A 19,879-nucleotide genomic window follows, 5' to 3' on the forward strand; every position below is an offset into this window, starting at 1 on the left:
AATGACTGAACCAGAGAGTATTACTTCTCTAGAGACCAAAACCCGTCCTTGGTGGCTGCGTATCCCTCTGACATTGCAGATTGTCGTCGCCCTAGCGCTGGCTGTCAGCTTAGGAATTGCCCTAGGTGCGGGGAATCCCAGCCCAAGTAATGCTACTTTGATTACTAACTTAGCAATTCCTGCAGAATTGGTGCTGAAGGCTTTACGCGCCCTAGCTACACCCCTCATTTTGGTAGCAGTGCTGCATACCTTCATGACTACAAATATCCCCGGAACAGCCGGTAGACGGCTAGCAGTACTATTGTTAACTAATACTACCGCAGCGATTTTAATCGGGCTGTTGGTAGCTAATGTTTTGCACCCTGGGAGTTGGGGAAATTTAACAGCCCCCACCGATACACAAGCACCTACAGCAAGTCTCGATCCTTGGGGTTTATTTAAAGATGCCGTCCCTGATGCTATCCTCAAGCCACTAGTCGATAATAACGTTATCCAACTCATTGTGATTGCCCTTTCTTTTGGAATTGTGCTGCGGGCATTAAAATCAGAACAAATCGTTGAAGGTAAAACAGCATACCAACCAATTGAAGATGTCATCGGCATTTTATTTGAAGCGGTAATCCGCATTCTCAACTGGGTAATAGCTTTAATTCCCTTGGCCGTGTTTGGAATTGTGGCTAAAACTGTCGCCGAAAAAGGTTTTGCGCCCTTCCAATCTTTAGCGGCGTTTATCGTCGCCGTACTAGTCGCCTTGTTTTTACAAGCTTGCTACTATCTCACTAGGGTACAAATCGGCTCTTGGGTTAACCCGATCGCATTTCTCAAGGGTGGTTCTGATGCATTTTTGACAGCTTTTTCCACCTCTTCCTCAACGGTGACAATGCCTATTACCTTTGAAGTGTTGCAAACTAAAATCGGTTTAAGAGAATCTTCTGCTTCTTTAGGCGCATTAGTAGGCGCAAACTTTAATAATGACGGTACCGCCCTCTATGAAGCGATGTCTGCATTATATATTTCCCAAATATTGGGTCAACATTTAGGTTTAGGACAGCAGTTAATAGTCGTCTTAACATCTATTTTTGCATCCGTCGGCGCTGCGGGTATTCCTAATGCCGGACTCGTAACGATGACCTTAGTATTTACTTCCGTTGGCTTACCGACCCAGTATATAGCTTTGTTAGTTACAGTCGATTGGTTTTTGGATCGCTGCCGTACAGCCCTCAATGTCATGGGCGATATGACTGTCAGTGCTTTACTAGACGGCAAAAAGCCTCGCTACTTAGACGAGGCTTAAGTAGGGCAGTGCATTTAAAGATAACTAGTTAGGGCTGTCATTTGTCATTTGTCATTTGTCATTGGTAAAGGTTTCAAGCCTATTACGTTTCGTAACATAGTTGGGTTAATTTACACCAACTTACTTAGTTTCAACTTGAGTGCTGAGTGCTGAGTTTTTCTACCTTATCCTCTTTCTTTGCAATTCCTAATTCCTAGTACCCAGTCACCAGTCACCAGTCCCCAGTCCCTTTTAATGCTGTTGCGGGCCCTTAGCATCACACTCTTTATTCCAGCATCTTTCTAGAAGCTGGATTCGCCAGATAGCGGCGAAGATATAAGGATTCCATATTAATTTAGTGTGATTACAAAATAAGGGCTGATTGAGATAATGCCAAAGTGGAAATTTAATCTTGTTAAACTTGGGAGCCATAGGAGGAGTTACTATACAAGCGTGCTAGCAGTATAGTTAAAGATTAAACAATCTGCACGTGATCGTCCTGGTGACAATTGCGGAAAATCACCAGTTTTTATGGCAAAAGTTATGTTAATGGCTTTTAAGGAAAAAATTGCTTGAAAAAGCTGATTTTGGCGGCAATTATCTCCTAAGGCTTCACTACAAGATTACTGATAGTTATTCCACGGTAAATAACAACACCTGAGCAAACATCTTTCTAGGGATAGATTTCGGCGTTTTGCTTCTTCTCCAAATCTTTTATATTTACTGGAGAATCTGTTACATTCTTTTTTTTTATTAACATTCTTTTAAAGATTAGATTTTATAAACACGTAATAATACTTAGGGCATGGGGCATGGGGCATTGGGCATGGGGTAATTGGTAATTGGTAATTGGTAATTGGTAATTGGTAATTGGTAATTGCTGTTTCTCCCTCATCTCCCTCATTTCCTAATCCCCAGTCCCCAGTCCCCCAATACAGTTCGGTTAAGGGGGAAAGGGAAAAGGGGAAAAGGATTGAATTGACCCTTACCCTTTTCCCATTACCCTTTTCCCAAATCACGAGAGAGATGCAAAATACTTATCCGAACCGTATTGCCCAGTCCCCAGTCCCTAATCCCCAGTCCCCAATCCCCAGTCCCTAATCCCCAGTCCCTAATCCCCATTACCCCTTATCCCCAGAGGGGGCCCCGAGTTCCCCAGTCCCCTCATCTCCCTTTTATGGCACTACTGGGATAAATTACTGTGATTTTTGAGTCTTATTGCTAAGAAATCACAATTTCATGAGAGGAGTGAATAATGGCTGATATGAAACGCCGACACTTTTTGCAATTTGCTGGGTCTGCTTTAGCAACGTTGGGTTTAAGCCAGTGGGATATTATGGAGCAAGGCTTACGCTATCACCAAGTCTTAGCCCAAAGTACAAAGCGTAAGTTAGCCCTACTTGTGGGAATTAATGAGTATAAGGGTATACCGGAACTCTATGGTTGTGTGAATGATGTACAGTTGCAACGCGAATTATTAATTCACCGTTTTGGCTTTAATCCTCAAGATATTTTAACTTTGACCGACCAACAAGCCACCCGTAAAGGCATACTGACAGCATTTGAAGAACATTTAATTAAGCAAGCCAAGCCTGGGGATGTGGTGGTATTCCATTTTTCGGGACATGGTTCGCGGGTACGCGATCGCGATCGCGACACGGAAGATGGACTCAACAGTACTTTGGTTCCGATTGATGGTAATTTACCACCAGGCTATCCTCAGCAAGGGGGCCAGGTGCAGCATATTATGGGGCATACATTGTTTTTACTAATGTCTGCATTGAAAACAGAAAATGTGACTGTGGTATTAGATAGTTGTCATGCGGGTGGTGCAAAGCGGGGGAATTTTCGGGTGCGTTCCATCGATGGTGGTGAAAAACTCCTACCGAGTACGGCGGAATTGGAATATCAGCGTCAATGGTTAGGAAAACTGGGACTGTCACCACAAAAGTTTATTGAACTGAGGAGAAAAGCTGTTGCTAAAGGCGTAGTCATCGCCAGCGCTAAACGCGATCAATATGCGGCTGATGCTTCTTTTGATGATTTTAACGCTGGGGCTTTTACTTATTTATTTACTCAGTACCTTTGGCAACAACCAGGGGATGAAGCAATTAATCGCGCGATCGCTAATATTAGCCGTAGTACAACTATCTTTGCTAGACAATCAGGCAATTTTCAAGAACCAGAATTAGAATCAAACTTTAGTCAAGAAAATACTCGCGCACCTATTTACTTTACGCGCACGCCCACAGTCTCCGCTGAGGCGGTAGTCACTCAAGTCAATGGTGAGCAAGTAAAATTGTGGTTGGGTGGGCTAGATTCCGAAAGCCTGGAAGCATTTAAACAAGATGCGATTTTTACAGTATTGGATAGTAAAGGTGGCGATCGCGGACTCATTCAGTTGCAGTCTCGTCAAGGGTTAACAGGACAAGGTAAACTCCTCAAAGCTACCCAAAAAAAGCAACCACTCCAACCAGGCGCACTCTTACAAGAACGAATTCGCAGCATTCCCAATGATTTAACTTTAAAAATTGGGCTAGATGACTCTTTAGGAAATAACACTCAACAAGCTAAACAAGCTTTACAAGCGATTCCCCGCATTGAAGCCAAGGCTTTGGGAAGACAAGAGGTGCAATATATTTTTGGTCGCATGACTGAAGCCAAATCTCAGGAATTACAAAAAAGTCGCCTTCCGAATTTACCTGCGGTGGGTAGTTTTGGTTTGTTTTTACCAGGACTTACACAAATTATTGCTAGTTCTTTTGGTACGAGTAACGAAACGGTGAGTGCGGCTGTCACTCGCTTACAACCTAAACTCAAGTCCCTACTAGCAGCGCGGATTGTCAAGCAAATGCTGGGCAATACTAATTCATCGCGAATTAATGTAACTGCGACGATGAATGTTGTCGGTAGTCAAGAAATATTAGGCGAAACCTTCCCCATTCGTGGAATTCAAAAAGTAGATTTGGGGACATCCAGCAAAACTGCTAACTCAGGTTTGCAAAAGTTACCCCTGGGTACAAAAATTGCTTTTCAAATTCAAAATAACGAATCGCAACCACTATATATAAGTATTTTGGTAATTGATGCCCAAGGTGAAATGGCGATTATCTTTCCTAATAATTGGTCAGCTGCGGAAGATGCAGCTTTGGTAGAAGCTAAACAAAAGTTAGTTATTCCTTCTGCTGGCGATACCTTCAAACTGGTGATTGGCGAACCTTTAGGAGTATCGGAAGCTTTAATTGTTGCTAGCACTACACCACTGCGAAATTCTCTCAAAGCCTTAAAAGAAATTGCCAAATCTCGCGGAGTCGAAAATACGCGTGCGCCGATAGCTGTGACTAATGAATTATTAGATGTGACAAATAGTTTACTAAATGACCTAGATGCTGGTACTCGGGGCGCGATTAATGTTGAAGGGATTCAACTTCCTAACGGTGTGCGGGGAATTGATACTAAGAAATTAGCAGCAATGGCGATCGCATTTGAAGTGGTTGGTACAGCAAACAGCTGATCTCGCTGCGCTTTCGTTGTACTATTTAAGACAAGGGGAAGTTTAAACTCTTACCCCTTGCAAGCCATGATTTTCAGCTTGTTACCTGTTATCTATTCACTTTCTATCAATATGTAACTAACGAACACATCTATAAAATTTTGTCAATAAAATTACTAATATTTCTGAATCCAAAGTTGCACTCTTGACTTTGGAGGATGAACTAAACTAGTTATTTGTAGTCTTGTACAAATTAGTTGATTAACTGTTTTATGGTGACTAGACTTTCAACAACACCAACTATAGCTCCTGAACGGTCTAATCAAGTTACCCGCAAGCATTATCCAAATTACAAAGTAATCGTTTTGAACGATGATTTTAATACATTTCAGCACGTGGCGGAGTGTTTGATGAAATATATTCCGGGAATGAGCAGCGATCAAGCGTGGGACTTGACCAACCAAATCCATTTTGAGGGTCAAGCGATCGTTTGGGTAGGGCCGCAAGAACCAGCGGAACTCTATCACCAGCAACTACGACGGGCGGGTTTAACAATGGCTCCTCTAGAGGCAGCTTAACTAGAATGGGCAAACCCAATGATGGTAGACTCGTCTGGAATCACTCAACCCACATAGATGGCCTCATCCCCATATTAGAACGTCTGTGTCAGCAGCCAGGAATTCAAACTGTTACCCCAGGCGTAATTGGGCGAGTTAGAGGTCATGCTCCTAAATTACAACTGCGTATATCCGTACCCATCCGTGGGGGTTATAAAGTTATTGCCCGTCAAGGAAAAACTGTACAGGAGGTATTTATCTTGACGACTTTAGATCAAGATAGCCTCTTAGAAGCGATCGCGATCGCCATGAAAATTTAACGATTACAGTAGTCAATAGTCCATAGTTAACCGACTATGCACTGTTGGCTCTCAACTATTCTTCTACTTGATGTACTGCAAATCTGTGGAGTGGCAAACTGAGGATACAAGAAAATGTTAAAAAATATGACAAAGCTGTAGTAATTTTTAAAGTCATCAGCATGGGTTCCCAGCTAGGTACCATGACTTTTTCAACGCCAAAAGCAATACAGTAAACTAACCAGTACGAGAAGCTCATTCTGAGAAGAATCTGCTCTGTTTCTTCCATTTCATCCTTTTGCTGTTTGCCATCCCCAAGTAAAAATAGACCCACAATACAAGCAACAAAGGACACAGCAACTACAAACTCATGACAAAATATATTTACCGAATGCATTTGTCTTGAACCCAATCTTTCCAATTGAGATTCAGTCTAAAGGAATAGTCCTTGGGGTTGCACAAAATAGTTACAAACTGCAATACAACACTTTGGATTACAGAAGCTAGTAGATGATGGCGGAAGTATAGCTAGGATTCTCAATTTGCAAAAAGCTCATAGCATATAACTTTTAGTTTCAAACTTTAGCCTTGATACTTCTCCGGCAAAGACGCTACGCTTCCTGGTAAGCGTACAGCCTGCTTGTACTAGAGTATTTTGCACTGGTATGAGATTATTGAGCAATATACAAAGTACAAAAGATTTTATATAGGATTCATATTTGATTTCTGAACTAGACGTAGGGGAGCCAGTGCGTTGCGGAGGTTCCCTCCGTTATAGCAACTGGCGTTGTGTTGTCGCGTAGCGCAACGCACCAAAGCTGAGAATACGGTGCGTTATCACGAAGTGTAACGCACCCTACATATACTTAGATTTTTCAATAATCAAATCGGATTCCTATATGTAGATATAGATAGCTTCTCATCTAGTCAGATTGCTTAAGGCAGAAAACATACTTCTCTTTAATGCTCAAAGTTGTTTGAAACTGACAGGGAATAATTTCATCGGTGAAGTTACAATGACTGGCTAAAATAAATCTACCCAAGTTCATTAAATATGCTTCATTTGAGCCAAAAAACAGGTACACTAAGCATGGTTATTTTTATGGCTCAACCGGATTATCTTGTTGCTAATTGTATAGTTGCTATACAATTAGACTAAATAATAACTAACTACTTCTCTTAATTTGGAAAATCTATTTATGAATATCAATAGTGTAATGTTTGCACCAATTCCGGAAATATCAATAGTTTTATGTACCTACAACAGAGCCAAATATTTAAATAAATGCATTGATAGTATTATCAATCAAACTTTTCAAGATTGGGAATTGATTGTAGTTGATGACGGTAGTGAGGACAACACTTTTGAGATTGTCAATATCTATGTCCAAAAATTCAATAATATCCGTTATTTTAAACATAAAAATAGAAAACCTGGTTATGCTAGAAATGCTGGTATTCAAGCATCATTTGGTAAATATATAACCTTTATTGATAGTGACGACGCATACCAACCAAATCATTTAGAGTCACGACTCGAATATATGAAAGCTCATCCCGATCTTGACTTAATAGAAGGTGGATTTGCAACAGAAGAAGATATTTGGGTAGTAGATTATTTTAATCAAGACCAGACTATTAATCTTAAAGAATGCGTAGTAGGGCCAACATTTTTTGGCAAAAGAAATGTATTTTTTGAACTGAAAGGATTTAATGATATTCCTTATGTAGAAGATACAGAGTTTTGGTGTAGAGCCGAAAAAGTATTCAAAACTGAAAAACTTACTGAACCACAGACCTATCTTTATACAAGAGGAGAAACTAGTGTGACTAAGAGTTTTTTAGAGACAATTTCCTCATCTAGCTAACTATTTGGTATGAAAGATGAAAGTTTTGATATCTCAAATTCTTAGTTATTTTTGTCGATTACATGTGTTTGTACGGCAGCTTCTACTTCTAGGGAGCATACTCAGTTTATGTCTAGTATTGTTATATGGTTGCCATAATTCAGTACAAAAAGCCAACGATGTTATTCATTTAACATTGTGGCAAGGTATTAACCCCCCTGTAAATCGGGAAGTATTTCAAAAACTAGTAAATAAATTTAATAAGACTCATAGTGATATACAAGTAGAATCTATTTTTGCCGGTGAACTAGACCAACAATTACCCAAGATACTTACAGCAGTTATTGGTAATTCATCTCCAGATATCTTGACATTCTATCCCCAAATGACAGGTCAGTTTGTCGAACTAAAAGCAGTCAAATCTTTAGAAGATTGGTTAGACAAATTACCGCTCAAGTCGGAAGTAATTCCCAATGCGCTGAATGAATTAAAATTGGACGGTCACTTGTGGTCAGTTCCTCTTTACACCAGTAATATCGGCATTTTTTACCGCCCTAAGCTGTTCCAGACTGCGGGAATTACCCAAACTCCCAAAACTTGGCAAGAATTACGACAAGTAGCCAAAAAACTAACTATAGATCGTAATGGTGACAACCGACCAGAACAATACGGAATGTTACTACCTTTAGGAAAAGGAGAATGGACAGTTTTTAGTTGGTTTCCCTTTCTATTGAGTGCTGGCGGCGAAATATTAACAAATAATCAACCTAATTTAACTAACTCTGGGGCGATCGCGGCCTTACAATTTTGGCAAGACCTCTTAAAAGATGGTTCAGCAACTCTTTCTCCTCCAGAACGGGGTTATGAAGAGGATGCTTTTATTGCAGGGCGTGTGGCGATGCAAATTACAGGCCCCTGGACTTATATTACAAAGTCTGATGTTGATTATGCAGTATTTCCCATACCTGCAAATACAAGCCAAGCTACAGTAATAGGTGGTGGAAACCTGTATGTGATGAAGACAACACCAGAAAGAGAAAAAGCTGCACTCAAGTTTTTAGAGTATGTTTTAAGCGAAGAATTTCAAACAGAATGGAGTATAGGTACAGGTTTTTTACCTGTGAATATTAAATCCGCCGAAAGTGCTGCTTATCAGCAATACCTGCAACAAAAGCCTTGGTTAAAAGTATTTATGGATCAAATGCCTGTAGCTAATGCTAGACCAACTATTGCTGGCTATAGTCGTCTTTCTGATAGTCTAGGTAGAGCAATTGAGTCTACGCTAATGGGTAAATCTAATGCGGAACAAGCGTTAAAAACAGCTCAAGAACGGTTAGAACTAATTTGGGATAATAACAAAGATAGATAGTTGGGTGTTGAGCCTTGGGTGTTTGTGAGAGGGAACAAGACATAATTTGGAATTGCATGTCTCCCCCATCCCCTTCATCCCCAGTCCCTAGTCCCCAGTCCCTAGTCCCAGCCTATCCAAAATAAAAGCATACTCAAAAGCCAATTCGCGCAAGCTTTCATAACGCCCAGATGCGCCACTATGTCCTGCACCCATATTGGTTTTTAACAGGAGAATATTGTTATCGGTTTTGAGTTCTCGGAGTTTGGCTGTCCACTTCGCTGGTTCCCAATATTTGACACGAGAATCATTTAAGCCAGCAGTAATCAACATATCTGGGTAATCTTTCGCCTCAACATTATCGTAGGGCGAATAGGATTTCATGTAGTCGTAATACACTGGATCGTTGGGATTACCCCATTCTTCCCATTCCATTGCAGAGAGGGGTAATGAAGTATCTAATATTGTCGTGACGATATCGACAAAGGGAACATGGGCGACTACTGCTTTGAATAGTTCGGGACGCAGATTCATAACTGCGCCCATCAATAAGCCGCCTGCACTACCGCCTGTAATCACTAGGCGATCGCTCGCTGTCCATTTTTCATTAATTAAATATTCCGCACAGGCGATAAAATCTGTAAAGGTGTTCTTTTTCTGTAAAAATTTGCCATCTTCATACCATTTTCGTCCCATTTCTTCCCCACCACGAATATGGGCAATGGCAAACAAAATTCCTCTATCTAGCAATGTCAGGCGATTTGAGGAAAATGTGGCTGGGTAAGAAGAACCGTAAGCGCCGTAACCTGTAAGTAATAAGGGATTTTGGCTATCTTTTTTAATTCCTTGTTTGTAAACAATCGAGATAGGAATTTTTGTCCCATCGTTGGCGGTAGCCATGAGCCACTCACTTTGATATTGAGTTCTGTCGTAGCCACCAAGTACTTCTGTTTCTTTTTTTAACTCCCGCTGCTGTGTTTCCATGTTGTAATCGAACACAGATTGCGGTGTAATAAATGAAGTGTAATGAAAACGCAAAATGGTAGTATTAAACTCTGGGTTATTGCCTTCATAAAATTCATAGGTAGGCTCAGGAAAAGTAATATTACTTTCCTCTCCTGTAGCTAGGTTTTTTACTCTCGCAGTTTCTAACCCACCTTTGCGTTCATAAATTACTAAATGATTTGCAAATAAACTAATTCCTGATAACAAAATATCTTCTTGATGGGGAATTAAAGTTTGCCAATTGGCTTTACTGGGCGAAGCGACTAAGGTTTTTACTAATTTAAAGTTAGTAGCCTCATCATTAGTCACAATGTAAAAGTAATCGCTATGATGGTCAACATCGTATTCCATTCCCGTAGTCCGGGGGTGAATTAATTGCCAATTCCCTTGAGGATGATTTGCATCTAAATAATGAACTTCTGTAGTTATGCTGCTTCTTAAGCTCATCAAAATATATGCTTGGCTACGAGTTTTATCCACATATAAATGATAAAGCTCATCTGCTTCCTCATAGAGGAGAACATCTGCATCAGGAGTAGTTCCTAATATATGGCTAAATAGTTGATAGGGACGATTGGCATCATCAATTTTGGTATAAAATACTGTTTGATTATCGTTTGCCCAAGCAAAAGAGAAATAAGTATCAGGAATAGTTTCTGATAATAATTGATGGGTGGTTAAATCTAGAAAAAATAAAGTATATTGCTCCGAACCACTAGTATCAACAGAATAAGCTAAAATTTGATGATTAGGGCTAATGTCAAATACGCCTAAACTAAAGAATTCATGTCCTTTAGCTAGTTCGTTTTCATCTAAAAGTATTTCTTCTGGCGCTGATAAATTATCTTTTTTACGGCAATAAATTGGATAATTTTTACCTTCTTCAGTCCGTAAATAATAGTAGTAATTATCCTTAAGATAAGGCACAGATAAGTCAGTTTCTTTAATCCGCGCCAACATTTCATTGTAGAGCTTGGTTTGCAGCGATTCTGTGTGTTGCATCATCGCTGCTGTATAACTATTTTCTGCTTCTAAATAAGCTATAACTTGGGGGTTATCAACATCACGTAACCAAAAGTAGTTGTCGATGCGGCGATCGCCATGTAACTCTAAAACTTCTGGGTGTTGGTCAGCAACTGGTGGTTTAGTAAGATTTTGTAAAAAATTATTCTGAGACATCAAAATTATGCTTATAAATCAGAAATAAGCAGCTAAATGCTGCCTAATAACCTTAGGATGAACTAGGAATAACATTCTTGTGGTTTTGTTTTCTTTTTAAAGTACACAAGCCAATTGCGGGAATAAAGCCCAGAATGAATGCTGTAAATCCTTGCCCATTCCAATACAATATCGAAGTCCGGTAGGCTTCGGGAATAAAATTTTGCAATAAAGAAAGCAACCAAATTAAAGTACTGATGAAGAAGAAGGCAACTGCTGGCAAAAAATTCCACCACCAAGCGTTAATTGTGTAGCGTCGTAACACCAACCATTGGCAAAGTCCTAGCCAAACACCGGAAATAATATAGGAAATCGTAGACAAGAATCCTAAAACTACCACCGCCTCAGGAGGTAAAGTTTCGTTAAAAGATGCAGCAATCGATGATATATAGTTAATCCAAGCTGTAGCAACGCTACTAGATAGCAGCCAACCGATGCTAGTAGCTAACATCCACCACCAACCAGATACATATTGCCGTATTACCAAGGCTTGATCGGCAGCGAAAATTAAGGCAAAGACAACGCTGCTGAGGTAGTTAGCAAAGTTCATCCACATTTGGGAATCTGGAAAAAAAGCAGGAGAAACGCTATCTAGCAGCTTTTCTAAAGCTATACTGGCAAGGCCACCTACAACCCATCCCACACAGGTCATGAAGGTAAATTTGATCAAGAAACTTCGAGTTTGAGAACGCGGGATCAAAAACTTTCTGGATTTGGGAGCGTTCTGAGTCGATGCAGCAGGAGAGGAAGTGTTGGAATTCGCTTGCATATGAAGTTAAGTTAAGCAGAGAGTAGAGTGAGACCAGCCTCCTGAAAAAGCGTGATCTCAGAATGATAAGCTAAACAGTGGCATAAAAAAGTGACTTAGGATGAAGTGTTAAATGGGTGTTTCCTCAACAGCTCCTAGACTCCTCATGGCAGCTCGTGGTGAAGTAGTAGACCGTCCTCCAGTATGGATGATGCGACAAGCGGGAAGGTACATGAAAGCTTATCGCGATTTAAGGGAGAAGTATCCTTCTTTCCGCGATCGCTCAGAAATTCCCGAAGTAGCGATTGAGGTTTCCCTACAGCCTTGGAGAGCCTTTCAACCAGACGGGGTGATTTTATTCTCCGACATTGTAACGCCATTGCCTGGTTTAGGCATTGACATGGACATTGCGGAAGGTAAAGGGCCAATTATTCACTCGCCCATTCGCACTCAAGAACAAGTAGATAACCTGCGTCCCTTTGAACCCGAAGCATCCCTGCCGTTTATAAAAACCATATTGCAGGCGTTGCGTCAAGAGGTAGGGAATCAATCAACGGTATTAGGCTTTGTCGGTGCGCCGTGGACATTAGCTGCTTATGCAGTAGAAGGAAAAGGTTCTAAAACCTATTCCATCATCAAGAATATGGCGTTTTCTGACCCGACAATTCTGCATCAGTTTTTAGAAAAACTAGCAGATGCGATCGCAGTTTACGCACGCTACCAAATTGACTGTGGTGCTCAAGTTGTCCAAATGTTCGACTCCTGGGCAGGTCAATTAAGTCCTCAAGATTATGACACCTTTGCTTTGCCATATCAGCGACGGGTTTTTGAACAAGTCAAGCAAACCCACCCCGACACACCCTTAATTTTGTTAGTTAGCGGTAGTGCAGGCGTGCTGGAAAGAATGGCACAATCTGGTGCGGATATTGTGACTGTAGACTGGGCAGTAGACATGGCAGATGCAAGGGCCAGATTAGGCAAGCACGTGAAAGTTCAGGGAAATCTTGACCCTGGTGTATTATTTGGTTCCAAACAGTTTATTCGCGATCGCATCCTTGATACTGTTCGCAAAGCTGGTAACTGGGGCCATATTCTCAACCTCGGTCATGGCGTACTACCAGAAACTCCAGAAGAAAATGTTGCTTTCTTCTTTGAAACAGCAAAGCAACTTAATGCACTAGTTTAGGCAATTGTCAATCTGTTGTACATTTTTCTTCTTCGTGTTTTAGTGTCTTGGTGGTGAAAAAATCATTTTTAACCACCAAGACACCAAGACACGAAGAAAATTTATATTCTGATGTTGAGGCGACATTGGGAACTAAAAATTCATTCCACACAACTAAATAAATTAAATAAATAAAACTTAAAACTCTCTATGAGTCAGAAACGAATTTTAGTGACTGGTGCAAGTGGCTGTATAGGTCACTACATAAGTGAAGCCTTAATTCAAGAAACAGATTACGAACTGTATCTCCTAGTGAGAAACCCCAGTAAACTCCAAGTTAATCTTCAGGCGCGTCCAGGTATCACCGTATTGCAAGGTGATATGCAAGAAATTGGCAAGTTCGCTGACTTACTCTCAACAATTGATGTGGCGGTGCTAACAGCCACGGCTTGGGGTGGAGAGCAAACATTTAATATTAACGTCAATAAAACTCTAGAATTGCTGAAGCTGCTAGACCCAGAAAAATGCGAACAGGTGATTTATTTTTCTACGGCTAGCGTTTTAAGTCATCACAATCAACCACTCAAAGAAGCCGGGGAAATAGGGACAGATTACGTCAGTTCTAAGTATCACTGCTTACAGGAACTACCAAAACTGGCGATCGCACCGAAAATTACTACAGTTTTTCCGACTTTGGTTTTGGGTGGTGATGCGAATAAACCCTATTCTCATTTAACAGCCGGGATTCCTGAAGTTACAAAATACGTCAATTTAATTCGATTTTTGCAAACCGATGGTAGTTTCCACTTTATCCACGGCAAAGACATTGCGACCACAGTCAAATATTTAATTGAAAATCCCTCTAGTGGAAATGAATTCCGCAAGTTTGTTTTAGGTCAAGAGAAATTAACTGTTAACCAAGCCGTAGAACAACTCTGCGCCTATCTAGGTAAAAAGATTTATTTTCGCCTTCCGCTATCTTTATCATTGGCAAATCTAATTATTGCCGTCTTCCGCATTCAAATGGCTGCTTGGGATAGATTCTGCATGAACTATCGCCATTTTACCTACGAAAACGCTATCAATCCCGCCAGTTTTGGTTTACCAAATTACTGTGCAACTATGAGTGATGTCTTGAAAATTAGTGGTGTGAAAAGACATTAGAGAATAGATAGTTGCTGGGAATATTGTCAAGCATAGGTCGAGGAACTGGTCGGTTGCATTGACCACAAACAAGGCTTTTATCTCAGCTGTTTAAGGACTAGAAGGCTTATACAGCAGTACATTAGCTCACTTGTCGTCTTCGTAACTGTTAGAGATAAGCTAAACCACATCTAGTTTGCATAATCTGAAATTGTATATTTATTGTGGGGTGGGCATCTTGCCCGCCCAATTATGCAAGTTAAATATGGAACCGCTTAATACTCACCCTCGACCTAACTCAATACCTATTTAATATTTACTTGATAAATAGCCTTTAATTTTAAATTTTTGATAATCATATCAACTTTAGAGTCTTTTTTAGGGAAATATGAATATATACATTAAAATAATATTATTTTATGAAATTAAATTTTCCTACATCAAGCCAAACAGAACAATCAAACAACTGGGATAACATTGATAATTTATCAACTAATGTCAGCTATGCAGCTGCTGTAAATTTACTAGGACAAAAAGCATTATCAGGAATTGACTTGTCCTACTTGTTCCAAGATACAGTAGCCTTAGTATCTCAAATATTAAATATTAAATATAGTAGAATTTGGCAAGTACTTTCAGATGGAAATTCTCTGCGTAAAGTAGCTAGTCTTGGAGAATCGTCTTTAACCACAGATGCTTATGAAATTCATGTGGGAATTAATCAAGGATTAAAAAAAATCTTGGACGAGAGGCAAAAAATTATTAATATCAATACAGCCGCTTGTCAGATAGAACATTTTGCTATTCCTTCTCCACCTGACAGTGTTGCTGGTTTAAGTGTACTAATTACTGGTGCGACTAAACCTTTAGGTTTTCTGGAAGTATATGCTACTGAGGCAAGAGATTTTTCTCCTGAAGATATTCATTTTCTACAATCTGTAACCCATGTTTTAGCTACCGCAATTGAACGCAAGCTATCAGAAGCATTAGTGTATACCCAAAGTCAGGTTTTAGAACAAGTTGCCTTTGGAGTTAACTTATATGAAATTTTTAATAATCTGTGTATTTTATTAGAGCAACAATTACCTGGAGCTTATTGCTCAATTTTAGTTGTAGATCAAGACAAACGCCGACTGCGGGGAGGAGCAGCACCAACTATACCAGAGGAATTTGCTAAAGGTGTTGATGGTTTGATGATTGGTGAAAATTGTGGTTCTTGTGGAACTGCAGCTTATAGAGGAGATACAGTATTTGTTAATGATATTGCTAATGATCCATTATGGGCTGATTTTCGAGATTTTGCTTTGAGCTACAATATTAGAGCTTGTTGGTCATCACCTTTTACTTCACAAAGTGGTGAAGTTTTAGGGACATTTGCCATATCTCATAAATTTCCCTGTCATCCGACTCCGCATCATTTAGAAATTCTGAAAACAGCTACTCATATTGCTAGTATTGCCACAGAAACAGCTAGAGCTGCAGAAGCTCTGCAAAAGGCTAATAATGAATTAGAGCGGAAAGTTGAAGAACGCACGACTGAATTAAGAAGAGCGCTACTAGATCTACAAACAACACAAGCGCAATTGGTTCATAGTGAAAAAATGTCTAGTCTTGGACAAATGGTAGCAGGGGTTGCCCATGAAATTAACAATCCGATTAGTTTTATAGCTGGTAATCTCGAATATGCAAATCAGTATATCGATGATTTACTAAATTTAATTGCAGTTTATCAAGAGCAGTATCGCGAACCAAATCCTACTATAGTATCCAAAATCAAAGCTATCGATTTGGAGTATTTATGTCAAGATTTACCTAAATTGATGCAATCTATGACAGTAGGTAGTGAGAGAATTAAAAACATTGTTTTAGGATTGCGTAACTTCTCACGACTAGATGAAGCAACAACTAAGTCGGTAGATATTCATGAAGGTATAGATAATACATTAATGATTCTGAATCATCAATTGGTAATCAATAGTCAGTTACCTAATATTCAGATAATTAAAGATTATGGACAACTGCCCAAGGTTAGTTGTTATGTCAACCAATTAAATCAGGTATTTCTGAACATTTTGAATAATGCAATTTATGCGTTAAAAGCAAATATAGAACGTTGGCAATCTACCACTGCTATTCCTACTATTATAATTAAAACTTCAGTTAAAGAAGATAGGGTTTTAATTAGTATTAAAGATAATGCACTAGGTATGACTCCAGAGGTGCAAAAACAGATATTTGATCCATTCTTTACTACTAAACCTGTGGGTCAAGGAACTGGTTTAGGGTTATCAATCAGTTATCAAATTATTGTGGAAAGGCATCAAGGGCAACTCAATTGTATTTCTACATTAGGGGAAGGAACTGAATTTTTAATTGAGATTCCTATGCAAATGTAGAAACAAGACTGTGACCAAAAAGAAAAAGGTAAAAGCCCCGAAATATATTTCGGGGCTTTTGACTTTTGACTTCCCCATAGGGGCTGACCTGTACCTAATACCAAATCAAATAATGTTTGCGACACATCAATATATTCTAGAGGGCACGGCAGTGCCAGTGCCTCTACAATCTGTTGCATTCTTTTTTAAAATTGGTATAAGTTATGATTAGCAGGCGATAATTTTGCCTGCTAATCATATCTAGCTAAATGACTACCACCTAAAGAAGTAAAATCTGGATGAGAAATCAATACCTAATATCTGTGGGAATCTCACCTTTGATTGGAACCTTTATACTCAGATTTAAGACCATACAATTACATTCTTCTTTTTGTCTGTGCGCGACGAAAACTTTTCTCAACTGAGGAAAAAATTGAGTAAACAGCTGAACCTGGTGAGATAAAAAGTCAATGAGCCTTGATTTTCGTTAAAGTGAAATAACAATCAAAGTGTGAGGATTGATACTGTATGCGAGTCCTGCTGGTGTATCCAATATTTCCCAAAACCTTTTGGTCTTATGAAAAAATTTTGGCGTTAGTCGATCGCAAGGTTTTGTTACCACCTTTGGGTTTAGTAACAGTGGCGGCAATTCTTCCTCAAGAATGGGAATATAAGCTGGTTGATCGCAACATTCGCCCAGTCACCGAAGCAGAATGGGCTTGGGCTGATGTAGTCATTTTCTCCGCCATGATTGTCCAGAAACAGGACTTACTAGACCAAATCCAAGAAGCAAAGCGGCGTGGTAAGTTAGTCGCCGTAGGCGGCCCCTATCCCACCTCGACACCTCATGAAGTGCAAAATGTAGGCGCAGATTTTCTGATTCTCGATGAAGGGGAAATCACCTTACCCATGTTCGTCGAGGCGATTCAACGGGGCGAAACCTCTGGTACTTTCCGCACTGATGAAAAACCAGATGTAACAATCACACCAGTACCCCGCTTTGATTTATTAGAATTTGATGCTTACGACATGATGTCTGTGCAGTTTTCGCGGGGTTGCCCCTTCCAATGCGAATTCTGTGACATTATCGTTCTCTATGGTCGTAAACCGCGTACCAAAACGCCAGCCCAATTGTTAGCAGAGTTGGATTACCTCTATGAATTAGGTTGGCGGCGGGGTGTATTCATGGTGGATGACAACTTTATTGGCAACAAACGCAATGTGAAATTGTTACTGAAAGAGTTAAAAGTTTGGATGCAAGAACATCAATATCCTTTCCGCTTTGATACTGAAGCCTCTATTGATTTAGCCCAAGATCCAGAACTAATGGAATTGATGGTGGAATCTGGTTTTGCGGCGGTATTTTTGGGAATTGAAACGCCAGATGAAGATAGCTTGCAACTGACGAAGAAATTTCAAAATACCCGCAGTTCCCTCACTGAAGCTGTACAAAGCATCATCAAAGCCGGATTGCGGCCAATGGCTGGGTTTATCATCGGGTTTGATGGTGAGAAAGCCGGTGCAGGCGATCGCATTGTCCGGTTTGCTGAACAAGCTGCCATTCCTTCTACTACTTTCGCTATGTTACAAGCGCTACCTAACACAGCCTTGTGGCATCGCCTGAAAAAAGAAGGCAGATTACGGGAAAACAAAGACGGCAACATCAACCAAACTACTTTGATGAACTTTGTTGCTACCCGTCCCCTGGAAGATATTGCCAGAGAATACATAGAAGCATTTTGTGCTTTATACGATCCAGTGAAGTATTTGGATCGTACCTACCGCTGCTTTTTAATGATGGGTGCGCCCAGTTGGAAAGCACCATTTAAATGGCCAGAATTGATAGTAATTAAAGCGTTGTTAATTGTCATTTGGCGACAAGGCATTAAACGCGAAACTCGCTGGAAATTCTGGCATCACTTATTTAGCATGATCAAGCGTAACCCCGGAGTTGCCGAGCATTATCTCTCAGCCTGTGCCCATAACGAGCATTTTCTGGAATACCGCCAAATTGTGCGCGATCAAATAGAAAGTCAGCTAGCAGAATATCTCGCCCAAGGCCCAGAAAAACCTTACGTACCACCTGTGAAGGAAAAGGCTGAAGCTGGAGTTAGTTAAGAGAATAACAAAAATTAATTTCTAGAATTTAGAGAGTAGAGCACTGCAGTGCTTTACTCTTTAATCTTTCACATTCTTTTTCAACTTGGTATGATTTTCTGGAAATGTCTGAAGATAAATCCTTTGTAAGGGCACGGCATCCGCAATCTTTTGGCATATCAAATATCTTACTGGTGCCGTGCCCCTACCCATCTGTCGCGTTCTTTTTTCAAAATGGTATGAGGATAAACAGTCACAGACAGATAGCGATCGCAAATCCAAAATCTGAAATTCCAAATCCCAAATCTAAAATCCAAAATCCAAAATCTAAAATCAAAATAGCCCACAGGCGATCGCGCTATGGGCTGGGTAGATGCATTAACTTGATAGCAATTTATACTTGTGTTGTGCTGTGAGACGGAGGCATAATTACTTTTTTAGCTAAACCTAATTTCTTGAGAAGATGGATACTCCACCAAGTAATATCTACTTCCCACCAAGAAAATCCTGATTTCGCTACATGGGGATAAGTGTGATGGTTGTTATGCCAGCCTTCACCATAAGTCACAATAGATACCCACCAAAGGTTGCGTGAGTCGTCAGTTGCATCGAAGGAACGGTAACCCCATTTGTGAGTTGCAGAGTTGACAAACCAAGTAGAATGCCACAGTAATACTGAGCGCAGAAACATACCATAAATCACAAAAGACCAACCGCCCAAAGCATAGAGCAAAATTCCCAAAGGAATTTGCAGTAACAAGAAGTAGCGATCTAACCAACGATAAAAGGGTTGACGTGCTAAATCGGGCGCATATTTTTGATAAACTTCGTAATCAAAAAACTCGGCGCGGGGATAGAAAATCCACAACATATGACTCCACCAAAACCCGCGTTTGGCAGAGTAAGGATCAAGACTAATATCTTCAGTGTGGGCGTGATGTTGGCGGTGTCCACCCACCCAGAAAATCGGCCCGCCTTGTAAAGCTAAAGCGCCAATAATTGCGATCGCATATTCTAACCACTTGGGTACTTGGAAGCTACGATGGCTGAGTAGTCGGTGATAGCCTAAACAAATCCCAATACTTCCGAATAACCAGTGCAGAAACAGCATTATACCTAATGCCGACCAGGAGAAAAACCAAGGAGCTAGTAAAGCTAAGGCATGAACTGTGCCAAAGAATACTACGTTCGTCCAACTGAGACGGAGTGACGTTTGTTGCTCAGGGGCGAACGCCAGCGATTTTGCAGCCATAAAAATTCCTGTTGATGAGTAATTAAGCGATCTGCTTTGTTACGGATGTACTCTTGCAT

Annotated in this window: 14 protein-coding genes; 10 read left to right on the top strand and 4 right to left on the bottom strand. The window is 40.3% G+C overall.

The genetic code is table 11. The annotated features are described in order from the left end of the window. The first annotated feature begins 1 nt into the window (after position 1). The 4 genes from HG267_RS02265 to HG267_RS02285 all read left to right on the top strand — a co-directional run bounded on the left by HG267_RS02265 (position 2) and on the right by HG267_RS02285 (position 5,643). Positions 2 to 1,294, top strand: coding sequence for a dicarboxylate/amino acid:cation symporter (locus tag HG267_RS02265; protein ID WP_045870893.1), 1,293 nt, complete (start codon positions 2 to 4; stop codon positions 1,292 to 1,294). 1,234 nt (positions 1,295 to 2,528) lie between these two features. Next, a complete protein-coding gene (locus HG267_RS02275; RefSeq protein ID WP_045870892.1) occupies positions 2,529 to 4,787 on the top strand; it encodes a caspase family protein in 2,259 nt (752 codons plus the stop codon). A 251-nt stretch (positions 4,788 to 5,038) separates the two neighbouring features. After that, a complete protein-coding gene (clpS, locus tag HG267_RS02280; RefSeq protein ID WP_045870891.1) occupies positions 5,039 to 5,344 on the top strand; it encodes an ATP-dependent Clp protease adapter ClpS in 306 nt (101 codons plus the stop codon). A 5-nt stretch (positions 5,345 to 5,349) separates the two neighbouring features. Then, the gene (locus tag HG267_RS02285; RefSeq protein ID WP_045870890.1) at positions 5,350 to 5,643 is read left to right on the top strand and encodes a DUF2103 domain-containing protein; all 294 of its coding nucleotides are present in this window, start codon (positions 5,350 to 5,352) and stop codon (positions 5,641 to 5,643) included. Positions 5,644 to 5,698: 55 nt separating this feature from the next. On the opposite strand, the gene HG267_RS02290 is transcribed toward HG267_RS02285, so the two are convergent. Next, positions 5,699 to 6,019, bottom strand: coding sequence for a hypothetical protein (locus HG267_RS02290; protein ID WP_045870889.1), 321 nt, complete (start codon positions 6,017 to 6,019; stop codon positions 5,699 to 5,701). Positions 6,020 to 6,821: 802 nt separating this feature from the next. Here HG267_RS02290 and HG267_RS02295 point away from each other — a divergent pair. Both HG267_RS02295 and HG267_RS02300 read left to right on the top strand, forming a co-directional pair. After that, positions 6,822 to 7,490, top strand: coding sequence for a glycosyltransferase family 2 protein (locus HG267_RS02295; protein ID WP_228045626.1), 669 nt, complete (start codon positions 6,822 to 6,824; stop codon positions 7,488 to 7,490). A 16-nt stretch (positions 7,491 to 7,506) separates the two neighbouring features. Continuing rightward, entirely contained in the window at positions 7,507 to 8,838 is a 1,332-nt protein-coding gene (locus HG267_RS02300) for an ABC transporter substrate-binding protein (RefSeq protein ID WP_045870888.1), read from the top strand. An 87-nt stretch (positions 8,839 to 8,925) separates the two neighbouring features. Here HG267_RS02300 and HG267_RS02305 read toward each other — a convergent pair whose 3' ends face one another. Beyond that, entirely contained in the window at positions 8,926 to 11,001 is a 2,076-nt protein-coding gene (locus HG267_RS02305; protein WP_045870887.1) for a S9 family peptidase, read from the bottom strand. Between the two features lie 52 nt (positions 11,002 to 11,053). Continuing rightward, positions 11,054 to 11,809, bottom strand: coding sequence for a hypothetical protein (locus HG267_RS02310; protein ID WP_045870886.1), 756 nt, complete (start codon positions 11,807 to 11,809; stop codon positions 11,054 to 11,056). Positions 11,810 to 11,921: 112 nt separating this feature from the next. Here HG267_RS02310 and hemE point away from each other — a divergent pair, with 112 nt between their 5' ends. The 4 genes from hemE (at position 11,922) to HG267_RS02330 (ending at position 18,589) form a co-directional block, all read left to right on the top strand. Next, complete coding sequence (gene hemE, locus HG267_RS02315; RefSeq protein ID WP_045870885.1) at positions 11,922 to 12,974, top strand: uroporphyrinogen decarboxylase; 1,053 nt, start codon at positions 11,922 to 11,924, stop codon at positions 12,972 to 12,974. Positions 12,975 to 13,163: 189 nt separating this feature from the next. After that, the gene (locus HG267_RS02320) at positions 13,164 to 14,117 is read left to right on the top strand and encodes an NAD-dependent epimerase/dehydratase family protein (protein WP_045870884.1); all 954 of its coding nucleotides are present in this window, start codon (positions 13,164 to 13,166) and stop codon (positions 14,115 to 14,117) included. Between the two features lie 398 nt (positions 14,118 to 14,515). Next, a complete protein-coding gene (locus tag HG267_RS02325) occupies positions 14,516 to 16,492 on the top strand; it encodes a GAF domain-containing protein (RefSeq protein ID WP_052335212.1) in 1,977 nt (658 codons plus the stop codon). 507 nt (positions 16,493 to 16,999) lie between these two features. Then, complete coding sequence (locus HG267_RS02330) at positions 17,000 to 18,589, top strand: B12-binding domain-containing radical SAM protein (RefSeq protein WP_045870882.1); 1,590 nt, start codon at positions 17,000 to 17,002, stop codon at positions 18,587 to 18,589. Between the two features lie 373 nt (positions 18,590 to 18,962). On the opposite strand, the gene HG267_RS02335 is transcribed toward HG267_RS02330, so the two are convergent. Next, positions 18,963 to 19,820, bottom strand: a complete 858-nt coding sequence (locus tag HG267_RS02335) for an acyl-CoA desaturase (RefSeq protein WP_045870881.1) — start codon at positions 19,818 to 19,820, stop codon at positions 18,963 to 18,965. Positions 19,821 to 19,879: the final 59 nt, after the last annotated feature.

Origin of the sequence: Tolypothrix sp. PCC 7601 (assembly GCF_025677855.1) — a bacterium.
Taxonomy (GTDB): Bacteria; Cyanobacteriota; Cyanobacteriia; order Cyanobacteriales; family Nostocaceae; genus Aulosira; species Aulosira diplosiphon.